Source organism: Herbiconiux sp., assembly GCF_023264855.1.
Taxonomy (GTDB): Bacteria; Actinomycetota; Actinomycetes; order Actinomycetales; family Microbacteriaceae; genus Herbiconiux.
Map to the genome: position 1 here is coordinate 81483 of NZ_JAHFUW010000012.1, position 13370 is coordinate 94852.

At 71.4% G+C, this 13370-nt stretch carries 12 protein-coding genes; 6 read left to right on the forward strand and 6 right to left on the reverse strand.

Annotation, left to right across the window (positions count from 1 at the left end):
• Nucleotides 1-4: 4 nt before the first annotated feature.
• Genes Q0D75_RS07125 through Q0D75_RS07135 form a run of 3 tightly spaced genes read left to right on the forward strand, consistent with a single transcriptional unit; the run spans nucleotide 5 to nucleotide 1520 of the window.
• On the forward strand, nucleotides 5-328 hold the full coding sequence (locus tag Q0D75_RS07125; RefSeq protein WP_291050995.1) for a lycopene cyclase domain-containing protein: 324 nt from the start codon (nucleotides 5-7) through the stop codon (nucleotides 326-328).
• On the forward strand, nucleotides 325-663 hold the full coding sequence (locus Q0D75_RS07130) for a lycopene cyclase domain-containing protein (RefSeq protein WP_291050999.1): 339 nt from the start codon (nucleotides 325-327) through the stop codon (nucleotides 661-663). Before Q0D75_RS07125 ends, Q0D75_RS07130 begins: the two co-directional genes overlap by 4 nt.
• A complete protein-coding gene (locus Q0D75_RS07135; protein WP_291051002.1) occupies nucleotides 660-1520 on the forward strand; it encodes a prenyltransferase in 861 nt (286 codons plus the stop codon). The genes Q0D75_RS07130 and Q0D75_RS07135 overlap by 4 nt, the downstream gene beginning before the upstream one ends.
• A gap of 28 nt (nucleotides 1521-1548) precedes the next feature.
• Here Q0D75_RS07135 and Q0D75_RS07140 read toward each other — a convergent pair whose 3' ends face one another.
• The 6 genes from Q0D75_RS07140 to Q0D75_RS07165 all read right to left on the reverse strand — a co-directional run bounded on the left by Q0D75_RS07140 (nucleotide 1549) and on the right by Q0D75_RS07165 (nucleotide 10428).
• Nucleotides 1549-3360 carry a cell wall-binding repeat-containing protein gene (locus Q0D75_RS07140; protein WP_291051006.1) on the reverse strand — a complete coding sequence of 604 codons (1812 nt, stop codon included), beginning with the start codon at nucleotides 3358-3360 and terminating at the stop codon, nucleotides 1549-1551.
• 251 nt (nucleotides 3361-3611) lie between these two features.
• Complete coding sequence (locus Q0D75_RS07145) at nucleotides 3612-4670, reverse strand: ATP-dependent DNA ligase (RefSeq protein WP_291051012.1); 1059 nt, start codon at nucleotides 4668-4670, stop codon at nucleotides 3612-3614.
• 25 nt (nucleotides 4671-4695) lie between these two features.
• Entirely contained in the window at nucleotides 4696-6078 is a 1383-nt protein-coding gene (locus Q0D75_RS07150; protein ID WP_291051015.1) for a DUF2252 domain-containing protein, read from the reverse strand.
• A 175-nt stretch (nucleotides 6079-6253) separates the two neighbouring features.
• Nucleotides 6254-7927, reverse strand: coding sequence for a chaplin family protein (locus tag Q0D75_RS07155; RefSeq protein ID WP_291051020.1), 1674 nt, complete (start codon nucleotides 7925-7927; stop codon nucleotides 6254-6256).
• A 107-nt stretch (nucleotides 7928-8034) separates the two neighbouring features.
• Nucleotides 8035-9306, reverse strand: coding sequence for a hypothetical protein (locus tag Q0D75_RS07160; protein WP_291051024.1), 1272 nt, complete (start codon nucleotides 9304-9306; stop codon nucleotides 8035-8037).
• Nucleotides 9307-9438: 132 nt separating this feature from the next.
• Nucleotides 9439-10428, reverse strand: coding sequence for a sigma-70 family RNA polymerase sigma factor (locus tag Q0D75_RS07165; protein ID WP_291051033.1), 990 nt, complete (start codon nucleotides 10426-10428; stop codon nucleotides 9439-9441).
• Between the two features lie 214 nt (nucleotides 10429-10642).
• Between Q0D75_RS07165 and Q0D75_RS07170 the strand changes: the two genes are divergently transcribed.
• The 3 genes from Q0D75_RS07170 to Q0D75_RS07180 all read left to right on the forward strand — a co-directional run bounded on the left by Q0D75_RS07170 (nucleotide 10643) and on the right by Q0D75_RS07180 (nucleotide 13052).
• Nucleotides 10643-11467: a hypothetical protein gene (locus Q0D75_RS07170; RefSeq protein ID WP_291051040.1), complete on the forward strand. Its 825-nt coding sequence runs from the start codon at nucleotides 10643-10645 to the stop codon at nucleotides 11465-11467.
• A gap of 116 nt (nucleotides 11468-11583) precedes the next feature.
• Nucleotides 11584-12411: a YcnI family protein gene (locus Q0D75_RS07175; RefSeq protein ID WP_291051043.1), complete on the forward strand. Its 828-nt coding sequence runs from the start codon at nucleotides 11584-11586 to the stop codon at nucleotides 12409-12411.
• Nucleotides 12408-13052 carry a copper resistance protein CopC gene (locus Q0D75_RS07180; protein ID WP_291051048.1) on the forward strand — a complete coding sequence of 215 codons (645 nt, stop codon included), beginning with the start codon at nucleotides 12408-12410 and terminating at the stop codon, nucleotides 13050-13052. Before Q0D75_RS07175 ends, Q0D75_RS07180 begins: the two co-directional genes overlap by 4 nt.
• Nucleotides 13053-13370: the final 318 nt, after the last annotated feature.

Sequence of the window (13370 nt, forward strand, 5' to 3'; positions counted from 1 at the left end):
GGCCATGGGCATCCTGTACCTTCTCGCGCTGCTGGTGTCGCTCGGCGGCATGGTGGTGCTCGACCGACGGTTCCGGCTGTTCTTCTTCGACCGGCCGGGGCGAGCGTCCGTCGTTCTCGTGGTGGGGGTGCTGTTCTTTCTGGTGTGGGATGTCTCGGGCATCGGGCTGGGCGTCTTCTTCCGGGGCGAGACCGCCTTCATGACGGGCATCCTGATCGCCCCCGAGCTGCCCCTGGAGGAGGTGTTCTTCTTGACGCTGCTCTGCTACCTCACGATGAACGTCTTCCGGGGCGCGGTGAAGGTGCTCGGGCGGAAGCGGGTCTCGTGACGTATTGGGCGCTGAACGCGATCTTCCTGGCCGTCGTCGCCGCGGTCGTGCTGGTGACCGGGATCGTGCGGGTGCGTCGCCGCCGGCCGGACGGATCCGCGGGCGCGCACCGCCGCCGCATCCTGGGCGCGCTCGGCATCACGATGGCGGTGCTACTCGTGCTGACGGCCGTGTTCGACAACGTGATGATCGCCGTCGGCCTCGTCGGCTACGACCCCGATCTGATCTCCGGGGCGTTCGTGGGAATCGCTCCGCTGGAAGACTTCGCCTACGCGATCGCGGCGGTGCTGCTGCTGCCCTCGCTCTGGTTGCTGCTCGAACGGAGAGAATCGTGATCCGCCAGCTGCTGCTGTCCTCCCGCCCGCTGTCGTGGGTGAACACCGCGTTCCCGTTCGCCGCGGGCTACCTGATGACCACCCGCGAGGTCGATCTGGTGTTCGTGCTCGGCACGCTGTACTTCCTGATCCCGTACAACCTCGCGATGTACGGCATCAACGACGTCTTCGACTACGAGTCGGATCTGCGGAACCCCCGCAAGGGCGGCGTGGAAGGGGCCGTGCTCGACCGGTCGCTGCATCGACCCACCATCATCGCGGTCTTCGTCACGAACATCCCGTTCCTGATCTATCTGGTCGCGGTGGGGTCGCCGCTGTCGTGGCTCGTGCTCGCCATCAGCGTGTTCGCGGTGATCGCCTACAGCGCGCCGAAGCTGCGCTTCAAGGAGCGCCCGTTCGTGGACTCGCTGACTTCGAGCACCCACTTCGTCAGTCCCGCCGTCTACGGCCTGGTGCTGGCGGGCGCCGTCTTCACGCCGGGACTGTACGCGCTGCTCGGAGCGTTCTTCCTCTGGGGCATCGCCAGCCACGCCTTCGGGGCAGTTCAGGACATCGTGGCCGACCGGGAGGGCGGCATCGGCTCGATCGCCACCGTGATCGGCGGCCCGGCCACCGTGCGGTTCTCGTTCGCGGCCTACCTGCTCGCCGGGGTGCTGCTGCTGTTCACGCCCTGGCCGGGCCCGCTCGCCGCCGTGCTCGCCCTGCCCTACGCGCTGAGCGTGCTCCCGTTCTGGTCGGTACGCGACGAGGATGCCGAATCCGCGAACGCCGGCTGGCGCCGCTTCCTCTGGCTCAACTTCGTGGCCGGCTTCCTGATCACCCTCCTCCTCATCTGGACCTGGATCCTGACACCCTAGGAGGAGGGGGCGGCGCACCGCCCCCGCATCACGGGCAGACGGCCAGGTTCTCCACCGCGGGGCTCAGGGTCGCCGTCCCGCCGAGCAGTGTGACCTGACCCACCGAAGGTGCGAGTGCACCCTGAGCGACTCCGGCCGGAATGCAGGTCTGCCGGGACAGGTACATCGGCACCTGTGAGATTCCGGCGGCGACCGCTCCAGACAGGGCATCGGCAAAGGCGGCACCGTTGGCCAAGTAGACCTGGGCCGGGCGGGGGAATTCCTTGGCGTTGAGCCCCTGCGACACCTCGAAGCGGTCTGCGCCACCGTTCCTCTCGACGCCGCGGACGGACTTGATCTGGGCTTCGATCGCCGCGCTCACCGAGTTCGGGCCTCCGACGATCTCGACCGTGCCGTTCTTGCTCACGAGGCTCTGGACGAGGTTGAGCTCCTCTGCGGAGAGCGCCGCCCCAGCCCCGTTCACCAGGAGCACGCCGGCACCGTCGGCGGCGGCGGCCGGCCCGCTGGACAGGGCGTCAGGGAAATTGGCGCCGTTCGTGATGAAGAGCTTCGAGGTGGACCGAGGAGCGAAGGTACCGGTGAGGAGCGCTCGGGAGACCGCATAGCGGTCCGGCCCGTCGATACGCATGATGATCGTCCGTGGTGCGATTGCCTTGATGGCACTCTCGACATCAGCGCCGACGGAGTTGAGTCCGCCCACGATCACAACGCGAACCGGAGCCAACCTGATCAGCTCGGCAGAGACGGAGGGGGGCAGGGCGGCACGCGAGGTCAGGAGGAGAGGGGCGTCGACCTGCGCTGCGAGCGGGGCGACGCTCAGGGCATCCGCGAACCCTTCTCCACTGGCGATGAAAACAGTCGATGCCCCCTCGGAGAATTTCGAGGCCGCCACCTGGGCCGACACTTCGTACCGGTCCGCCCCTCCGATCCGGGAGATGGTTCGCGTTGCCTGGAGGTCAAGGCGGCCCAGCTTGCCGGTGCCGCGGACTGCGGTCCACACATACCGCCCCTCGGTGATGGCGATACCGGAGAGAAGACCCGCCAAGTCGCGGGAGGCGTACTCCGTCAGCGAACCGTCCTTGAAGAACAGAAGCGAGCCCGAGCCCGTGTCCGCCATCCAGACCCCGCCGTCGGACGCCTCCATGGCGGTGAGCGACTTACGGCCGCCGACCAACTCCACCGGAGCCGATCCCACGGTCTGATTGAAGTACAGAAGGGAGGTCTTGGTCGAGGCGATGCCCTCGACCATGCCGCCCATCGAGGCCAGCAGTTGGATATCGGTCACCGCGCCGAGCGAATCGACGCTGCCGATGAGAGCGCCGTCGGTGCCCAGAACCCAGACGCGACCGGCCCCGGGATCGGTGACCCAGACCGTGTGGTGCGATCCGTCGGCATCCGCGATCCCGCTGATGGCCGTGGGAGTGACCGCCCCCGGGATCGGGAAGTCGGTGATGTCTCCCGTGACCTGGTCGATGCGGCCCAGTCGCTTCGCGGCCTGTTCGACGAAGTAGACGTAGCCGCCGCTGTCGTACGCCGCAACGGGCGATCCGTGCGGGGTCGGTGCCGTCCAGGACTGCGCGACGTCATCGCGGGAGATGTGCACCACCTGATTCGACGTGGGCATCGTCGCCCAGACGCCGCCCTCGCCGTCGCCGACCAGGGCATTCGGAACCTCAGACCCGTGGGGAACGTCGATCCCCGTTCCCAGGTGGGTGATCGTCCCCGGGCCGAACCCGCCGGCCGAGGCGATCCAGATCGACCCGGCGTCGCCCTCGGTGACATCGACCGCCACGCCCCGGGTCGCCATCTGCGTCAGTGCGAATCCGGGATCAATCACCACGGGAGTCACCTCCGTGGCCTGAGCGGATCCGCCCGGTACCATTCCGACGGAGACGGCGATCGCTACGAGCACTGTCGCCGCGACCCGCGCTGCTGACGCACCTGCTCGCCTGTGCGGGCGGTGGACGTCTGCGAACGAGCTCGCCCGGGGTCGATGAGGCATGGCGCCCTCTTTCAGTCGTGGGAGCCTTCATTGTCGCCTCGCGCCGGTCAGGGGCGGCCTAGGCACTTTCTACTCAGGAGAGCCCCTACTCAGAGGAGTACGTCGCCGAGGTCGTAGGCGGCGGGGACGTCGAGCTGCTCGAAGGTGCAGGAGAGGGGATCGCGGTCGGGGCGCCAGCGCTCGAACTGCGCGGTGTGGCGAAAGCGCGATCCCTCCATCTGGTCGTAGCGCACCTCGGCCACGCGCTCGGGGCGCAGCCGCACGAAGGAGACGTCCTTCGACGAGGAGAAGCGGTTGCGCTCACCCTCGCCGCGCACGGCGTCGCCCGCGTCGTTGCGCTCGACGAGCGGCTCGAGCTCGTCGACCAGTTCGCGCCGGCGCACGTCGCTGAACGCCGAGATGCCGCCGACCCCGCGCAGTTCGGGCGCACCGGCACCGTCGGTGTCGTACAGACCCACCAGCAGCGAGCCCACCCCGGTGCCGCTCTTGTGCACGCGGTAGCCGAGCAGCACCACGTCGGCCGTGCGGTGGTGCTTGATCTTGAAGAGCGTGCGCTTGCCCGGTGCATACGGCGCCGCGAGCGGTTTCGCCACGACCCCATCGAGCCCCGCCCCCTCGAACTCGTCGAGCCAGCGCCGGGCCTGCTCGACATCGCGCGTGGTGCGCGTGATCTGCAGGGGCGCGCCCAGCGAGCCCGCGAACTGCTCGAGCGCCGTGCGGCGCACCTCGAACGGCTCGTCGAGCAGCTCCCGGTCGCCCAGCCGCAGCAGATCGAAGGCCACGAACAGCGCCGGGGTCTCCTCGGCGAGCTTCCGGATGCGCGACTCGGCCGGGTGGATGCGCTGGGAGAGCGCCTCCCAGTCCAGCCGGCGGCGCCCGTCGACCTCGCGCGGCACCACCACCTCGCCGTCCAGGACGCACGGCTCGGGGAGCAAGCCGGCCAGAGCATCCGTCAGTTCGGGGAAATAGCGGGTGAGCGGCTTCGCTCCGCGGCTGCCGATCTCGACGGTCTCGCCGTCGAACGAGACGATGCCGCGGAAGCCGTCCCACTTGGGCTCATAGGAGAGGCCGCCGTCGACCTTGCCTGGTTCGGGCACGGCGTCGAGCGCCTTGGCGAGCATCGGGGAGGGCAGTTCGGGGTGCACCATGACTAGATCATCCTCCGAACCCCGGCTACGCGCCCGTCACGCTCGCCCGCAGGGCCTCGTAGTCGGCCCGGGACTGATCGGCGTAGGCGAACGACCAGTCCACCACCGCCTCGTCGAACTCGGCCGAGCGACCGAGGTATCCGCTGATCGCGGGCGCCTCGAAGCTCTGCGCGTGCGCCCGGGCGAGAGCCGTGCCGCAGGCCGATCCGTAGCGCGCGAACGGCTTGGGGGAGAGCGTCGCCGTGTCGATCGAACCCTTCATGTCGCGGAACTGGCGCACGTAGAAGTCGCGGCCGCCGAACTGCAGGTGCCCGAGGAAGGGGTCGGAGACGGCCTGCAGGATGCGCTGCTTGTCGACCACCCGCTGCCCCTCCGACACATACGGCCGGGCTGCGGAGGGCGTGCTGCCGGCCCCCATCGGCACCACGCCGCCGAACGTCTCGTACACGGAGGGCTGCGCCTCCTTCACCTGCAGCACGAGCGGTTCGCCCGACGGGCCGGTGAGGATGAGGATGTAGCAGCGCGTGCCGACACTGCCGACGCCGACCACGCGCATGGCCACGTCGGTGAGAGTGAAGTGCGAGAGCAGCTCGGCGATGTCGGCGGGCACCGTGGCGCGGTAGAGCTCGAACAGCTCCTCGATCTCGTCTTCGAGCGAGGTGGCGAGGTGGGTGAGCACCGGCGGATCCTCGACGATCAGCAGCGTGCCGTCGTCGGCCCGGGTGCTGATCTTCTCGACGAAGGCGGCGGAGGTGCGGCGGCGGGCCTGACGCACGGCCTTGTCGAGCACCTTCTGGGCGGCGCTGCCGAGCTCGGCCCGGGGCGCGTCGGTGTCGAGGCGGGTGAAGTAGCGGCCGAGGGCGTCGAGCTGCATCATCTCGCGCAGCCCCTCGCGGTAGGCGGCCGCCGTGGTGAGGGCGAGGTCGCGGGTGGTGCGCTCCTGGAAGCCGGCGTCGCGGGCGCCGATCACCACGCTCGTCACGAGCCGCTTCACGTCCCACTCCCACGGGCCGGTGGCCGCCTCGTCGAAGTCGTTGAGGTCGAACACGAGAGTGCGCTGCGGCGAGGCGAACAGGCCGAAGTTCGAGATGTGGGCGTCGCCGCAGCCCACCACCTGGATGCCGGTCACCGCCTCCCGCGCGAGGTCGGCGGCCATGATGCCCGCGGTGCCGCGATAGAAGGTGAACGGGGTGGCGAGCATCCGCTCGATCCGCAGGGGGACGAGGTGCTCGAGGCGGATCGCGTTCTGCGCCTCGAGCACGGCGAGCGGATCGCGCGACTCGCTGCTGCGCTCGCGGTGGGCGGTGCGCGGCAGCTCGCGGCGGAGGGCCTTGCCGGCGCGGCGGGATTCGTCGAGCGTGGGATGCGGCGCGCGGCCGTGCTGCAGGCGGCTGAGATGGGTGGGCACGGCACCACGCTAGTGCCGGGAGCGTCGTCGTGCGGGCTGGATACGGCGGGCGCGGTTCTGGTGGAAGGGCGCGAGCCGCGCAGAGGGGCTGCGGATGCCGCTGGGCAGGGGTGTGTGGGGCGCCGCACGGTGGCGGCGCCCCACGGATGCGGTCGTCAGCGACGACCGGCGCGGGTCACTCGGCGGAACGGTTCCGTCGGGCGATCAGCAGCATCAGCATCCCGAGCACCAGCAGCAGGGCGAGTCCGCCCACCAGCAGTCCGGGGGTCGCGCCGGTGAGGGCGAGGCTTCCGGATCCGCTGACCGCTCCCGCCGCCGCCGACTGGCCGGCACCGAGGCCGGCCGTCACCGACGTGCCGGTGCTGCCGCCCGTTCCCGGGCCGGCGGGCGTGACCGGCGTGACCGGCGTCCCGGGGTCACCGGGGGTCGGCGGCGTCACCGGGTTCGTCGGCTCAGTGGGATCGATCGGATCCGTCGGGTCGGTGGGATCCGTCGGGTCGATCGGGGTGGTGGGATCGGTCGGATCGGTCGGGTCCGTGGGATCCGTGGGATCGGTCGGATCCGTCGGGGTCACCGTGGAGCCGCCGGTCGTGCAGTCGCCGATCACGCAGACGGCGTTTCCGCCGACCGTGACGGGCAGCCCGATCACCGGGATGATCTGGTTGCCGCCGCCGATGCTCCCATCCCCACCGGTCACCGGATCTCCCGATCCGCCGCCCGTCGTGGTGGTGACCTCGGAGTCGGTGGTCTCGGCGTCGCCGATGACGGCGATTCCGTTGCCGCCGATGGTGATCGGAATGCCGATCACCGGGATCACCTGGTTGCCTCCGGCGACGCTGTCGTCGCCGCTGGTGATGGCGCCGTCGCCGGAGCCGCTCCCGCCGCCGGTGGTGGTGGTGACGTCGGAGTCGGTGGTCTCGGCGTCGCCGATGACGGCGATTCCGTTGCCGCCGACGGTGATCGGGAGGCCGACGACCGGGGCGATCTGGTTTCCGCCGAGGATGCCGTCATCGCCGCTGGTGGTGCCGGGCGCGGTAACGGTTCCCGTGCCGGTCGTGCCGGGGGGAGTGCCGCCCGTGGTCACCTCCGACCCGCTGGAGTCGGCGTCGCCGACCACCGCGATGCCGTTGCCGCCGATCGTAATGGGGGCGTCGACGTCGATCGGCAGCTGGTTGCCGCCGGCGACGCTGTCATCGCCCGAGGTGACGGGGGAGGACGGTGCACTCGAGCCCTGGTCGGCGTCGGCCGATCCGGAACCCTCGGAGGCCCCGACCGAGGAGTCGCTCGACGAGGCGTCACCCACCACCGAGACCGCGTTTCCGCCGATCGTGATGGGGGCGTCGACGTCGATCGGCAGCTGGTTGCCGCCGGCGACACTGTCATCGCCCGAGGTGACGGGAGCAACCGGCTCGGCCGGAGCGGATGCGGGGTCGGCCGCCGTGGCCGTTGCCGAGTCGCTCGACGAGGAGTCGCCGACCACGGAGACGGCGTTCCCGCCGATCGTGATGGGGGCGTCGACGTCGATCACGGCCTGGCCGCCGCCGAGCAGCGAGTCGTCGCCGCCCGTCGTCAGCTCGACAGGAGCGGGAGCGGGCGCCGGAGCTGGTGCCGGATCCGTGGCCGGCTCCTCCGCGGGAGCAGCGGGCTCGCTCTGGGCTCCCGACGACACCGCATCGCCGATCACGGCGACGGCGTTGCCCGAGAGGTCGATCGGCAGCTCCACCTGCACGATCGCCTGGTTGCCGGATGCCGCGCCGTCGTCGCCACTGGTCTCGGCGGCCTGGGCGACGCCCGCACCGAGCACGCACAGGCCCCCGGTGATGAGGACTGTCCACAGTCCTCGTGACACATATCTGTTCATGATGATCTCTCCCGAGAGGAATAGAGGTTGACCGCTCCGCGGGTGCGGGGCGGAAGGATCCGCATGCCCGGCCGGAACGGCGGGCGGGATCCCCTCTAGTCGGGAGAGGTGTCGGTGTCGTAGACCGGCGACGAGGGCAGCTCCTCGTCGGCCGGAGCACCGGTGGAGCCGAGGGAGACGGCGGGCAGGATGCCGGCGCTCGTCACGTTCGTGGTGGCGGCACCGGCCGAGCCGGAACCGCCGTTGCCCGCGCCCGCGCCGGCGCCGCCGGACGAGGCCGGGAGACCGCCACCGCCGGGACCCGCAGGGCCGGAGGGGAAGGGGAAGGGGAGACCGCCGTCGGGCGTGCCGCTGCCGGAGCCGGCCCGTGCGGCCGATCCGGAACCGACTGCGTCGGCCCCGCTGCCGGCGCCCGGAACGGCGCGGCCCGGATCCGCCCCAACGGATCCGGACGCGCCGCCTGACGCCCCCCGGCTCATCGCCCCGGGACTCACGCCGGCACCGGGGGCGACCGCGACCAGGGGGGAGGCCGGGTCGCCGGGGGATGCCGCTTCGGTGCCGGCGTGCCCGGGCGCGGTCCCGTCGACGGGACCGCCGGTCCCGGGGATCACCGGGATCCCGGGAACGCTCGGAGTCGTCCCGTCGACGGCTTCGCCGATCGACGTGACGGGGTCGGTGACCTGCTCGGCGATGGACTCGACGGCCGGGAGCACGACGGCGGCCGCGCCCGCGACGGCCGAGTCGGCGAGATCGGCCACCGGGCTGAGCACTGTGCCGACCCGCGAGGACCCGACCACGCCGGTCACTACGGGCACCTGAGCTCCGATGCCGTCCACGACCTCGTCCACGGCCCCGGCCACCGGATCGACCAGGCCGGCCACGGGCTCGGCCTCCGCGAAGTCGCCCACGGTCTCGACAGCGTTCCCGACCGCGGCATCCGTGGTCTCGGGAATCGCTTCGACGACCGCGCCCACCGCATCCGTCACCGGCTCAGGCAGCACCTCGGCCACCGGCTCGAGCACGTCGCTGACCGGCTCGGCCACCTGGCTGGCGCCCGTGTCGACGACCGGCTGAAGCACGGCATCCGAGACGCTGCCGACGACGTCGTCCAGCGTTCCGGTGACCGTGTCGAGCGCGGGGTCGAGCGACTGCACGGTCGATCCGACCGTTCCCAGCAGCGACGAGGCCCCGCCGTCACCCGAGGGGGCGTCGGATGCCGTGGCAGCCGAGGCGGACGAGGTGCCGAAAACCGCCCCCAGCACGAGCCAGCCGGCCGCGAGACCGATGGCACCGAGGCCGATCCGCGCCGCCCGCGAGCGCAGGAGCGACCGTGCCGGCATCGCCGCGACCGTCGTCTCCACGCTCATCACCACCCCTCACTGGGAAGTCAGGTGAAGCCGACTCTCGTCCTTCCCGGGGCATAAAGCAACGAGGTGCCCCCCACAATGGGGGGCACCTCGGTAGTTTCCCGGTAGCCCGGGTCGCCGTTGCGGCCGTGCTTACGCGATCAGGTAGTCGTGCAGCGACTCGTCGCGCAGCATCCCGAGCGCCCGGCGCTGGATCTGGCGGGCACGCTCCCGCGAGACGCCCAGCACGTCGCCGATCTGGTCGAACGACATGGCGTCTTCGCCGTCGAGCCCGAAGCGCATGCAGATCACGCGCGCCTCGCGGGCCGGCAGGGTGGCCAGCGCCACGGCCAGGTCGTGGTGCTGCAGCGACGAGGCGGCCGCGTCGAAGGGGTTGGGCTGCGTCGAGTCCTCGATCAGGTCGCCGAGCTCGGCGTCGTCATCGCCGACGGGGGTGTGGATCGACACCGTGTCGCGGCCGTGGCGGATGAGCTCTTGCACCTTCTGCACGGGGAGGTCGACGGCCGAGGCCACCTCGTCCATGGAGGGTTCGCGGCCGAGCTCGATCATCAGGCGGCGCTGCATACGCGTGATCGCCGAGATCTTCTCGGACGTGTGCACGGGGATGCGGATGATGCGGCCGCTGTCGGCCAGCGCGCGGTTGATCGACTGCTTGATCCACCACGATCCATAGGTCGAGAACTTGAAGCCGGCCTGGTAGTCGAACTTCTCGACGGCCCGCACGAGGCCGATGTTGCCCTCCTGGATGAGGTCGAGGAAGGGCAGACCGCGCTCGAGGTAGCGCTTGGCGATCGAGACCACCAGGCGCAGGTTGGCCTGGATGAGCTGACGCTTGGCGGCCTGGCCGTCGCGGTTCAGCCACTCGAGCTCGCGGCGCAGGGCGGAATCGAGCACGGCGGTCTCGGCCAGCTTCGCGCCGGCGAGAACACCGACCTCGATGCGGCGGCCGAGGTCGACCTCGTCCTCGGCGGTGAGAAGGGCGGTGCGGCCGATCTGGCGGAGGTAGTCCTTGACCGGATCCTCCGACGCCCCGCGGATCTCGCTGAAGCGGTCCTGCGGTTCGCTCTCGTCGATCTCGGTGGAGACCGTGGCGGTGGCCGTTGCTGCTGCTGATCGTGACATCTTCATCTCCGTTACTACATCGACTTCGTCTATCCCGGTTCCGGCAGGCTATCCCCGCAAGGGGTGTCCCCCATAATGGGGTGACGGGGGGTTGACAACCCCTGCCGGATGGTGCGAGTTCCGCTTTCAGGTGGCTCCCAGGTGGCGGATCGCCGCTTAAGCTGGAGAGGTTCTAGCGGTTCGGAGCGGGCCTGCAGATCGATCGGAGGCGCGGATGGGTACGAGGTGGACGCGCGTCGCACGCGGCCTCGCCGCCGCCGCGATCGCCACCTTCGTCGCCGCGTTCTCGCACGCCGCCGCCGGGGGAGGGGCGCCGGGCGGGGTGGGCCTCGCACTGGCCGCGGCGTTCGCCGTGATGGTCTGCGTGTTGTTCACCCGGCGTTCGCCGTCGTTGCCGCTGCTGTCGGCATCCGTGGTGCTCAGCCAGCTGGCGTTCCACCTGCTCTTCGCCGTGGGGGCGGGGGCGGATGCTGCGGCCGGTGCCGCGCTGGGGTCGGGCTTCGGACAGACGGGCCATGGGGGTCATGGAGCGGAAGCCGGGCATGCGGCTCCGGCGTCTCTCGGGTCGACGGCCGGTTCGAGCCTGCTCTCGACCGTCTCCCCGTCGTCGGGGTCGCTGTCGACGGGAACCGTCCCGGATGCCGTGGCCGGCTCGGGCGCGCACCTGCACGACTCCGGATGGATGTGGCTCGCCCACGCGGTGGCCGCAATCGCCACCATCCTGCTGCTGCGGCGCGGTGAGCTGGTGCTGCGCCGTCTCGTCGAGCTCAGCCGCCTTCGGAGCGCCGAGGTGGCCGCGCACATCACCGTGCGCCTGTCGTCGGCGCTGCGCGCGCTCGCGCTGGTGACCGCCGCGTTCTCCGAGGTCGCGGCCGACACAGCGACCGAGACTGCGCTCGGCCGGCGGGCACGGATGCTGCGCCGGGGCGCGGCTGCGGGGGCGGCATCCGATCGCCTGCGCGATCTGGGTGTGGTGTTCGCCGCGCTGCGGCATCGCGGGCCGCCGCGGGGGCTGCCCGCCGCGTACCTCTTGGCCTGACCGGTTCGATGCCGGCCGGGCGTCGGTGCGCGGCGTGCGCCTGCCTTCGCGGCCCCGCCGGGGCCTGACGAGGGTGGGCGGAACGACCCCTTCGTACCGACCAGGAAAGCCTCATCATGATCTCTCGTTCTTTCGCGCGCACCGCAACCGCCGGTGCCGCCTCTCTGTTCGTCGCCGGTGCGGTGCTGTTCGCCGCCCCGCTGGCCGCGAGCGCGCACGTGCACGTCGAGCCCGGCTCGGCCGAGCCCGGCAGCTACAGCGTGCTCACCTTCCGGGTGCCCAACGAGTCCGCGACCGCCGTGACCACCTCGGTGACCGTGCAGCTGCCCTCGGACACCCCGTTCTCGAGCGTCTCGTACGAGCCCGTTCCCGGCTGGAGCGCCGAAGTCGTGACGGGGGCGCTGCCGTCGCCCGTGGTCGTCGGCGACGCCACGCTCACCGAGGCGCCGCTCTCGGTGGTGTGGACCGCCGAGGCGGGCTCCGGGATCGCCGACGGTCAGGTCCAGGAGTTCCCGATCGTGGCGGGGCCCGTGCCCGCCACCGGCAGCATCGAGCTGCCCGTCAGTCAGGCCTATTCCGACGGCACCGTCGTGGAGTGGGACGAGTCGACCCCGGCGTCGGGGGAGGAGCCGGAGCATCCGGCACCGACGCTGTATGTGGAGGACTCGGCGCCGGCTGACGAGGACGGTGCCTCGGCTGCGGATGCCGGTGTGACCGCATCGCCGGCAGCAGGTTCGGCGGACGACTCGGCCGGTGCCTCGGGTGACACGGCTTCAGCGGCGCTCGGCTTCGGCATCGGCGGGTTCGCGCTCGGCGCGCTCGCGCTCGTGGCGGCCGTGGTGGCGCTGTTCCGCCGCCCCTCCGCGGCCGCAGCGGCTGCGGGCACGGGCTCGGGCACGGGTTCGGGCTCGGCTGCCGACAAGAGCTCGGGCGGTGCCGCGTGAGGCGGCGGCTGGCGTCCGGTCTCGCGGGCCTCTTCGTCACCGCGGCAGCGGCCACGGCGGTGGTTCTCGGAACCGCGGGGGCGGCATCCGCTCACGACTTCCTGGTGTCCACCGACCCGGCAGCCGACTCGACGGTGAGCGAACCGCTCAGCACCGTGTCGCTGGTCTTCAACGAGCCGCCGTTGGCGGAGCTCGGCGCGGGCATCGCGATCGAGGTGCGTGACGCCGACGGCACGAACGTGGCATCCGGAGACGTCTCGATCGTGAACAGCACCTTGAGCATCGCGGTCGCACCGTCGAGCCAGGGCGCCTACACGGTGCTCTGGCAGACGGTCTCGTCAGACGGCCACGCGGTCTCGGGCGAGTACGCGTTCACCTACGCCGGCCCGGTGGCTCAGGCGTCGGCGGTGCCCGAGGCGACGCCGACGCCGACGCAGACGGGGGCTCCGGATGACTCGACCGCGGTGGCCACGGCGCCCCCGGCCGCGACAGCCACCCCGGACGCGACCGATGCCTCCGAAGGCGCATCGGCCGCCCCCTCGCCGGCGATCTTCGTCGGAATCGCCGCGGCGGCCGTGGTCGTGATCGCCGCGGTGGTTCTGGGCGTGCTGCTCAGCCGCCGAGGCCGCCGCTCGGCCTAGGCCGAGGCGCCCTCGGGGTCGCCGCCGCGCGATACGAGTCCGAACGGATGGAGCCCACGGCCTGAGAAGGACTCAGGCTCCATCCGTTCGGGATCGGCGGCCGATCGTCCATAGGTTCGGAACGGATGCCGGGCGTGCGGCGGGGGCCTGCGGGCGTATTCTGGGGGAGGCGGCCCCGGCCGCCACGGTGGTGGGGCTCACCGTTCTCCAACCGCGGCGTGCCGACGACAGTCCCTATCTCGAACGATCGGCGCTCGCGAGCGCCCGGAGATAGGAGTCGGCCATGCCGGACAGCACACCAGACCCGCGCGCACGCGC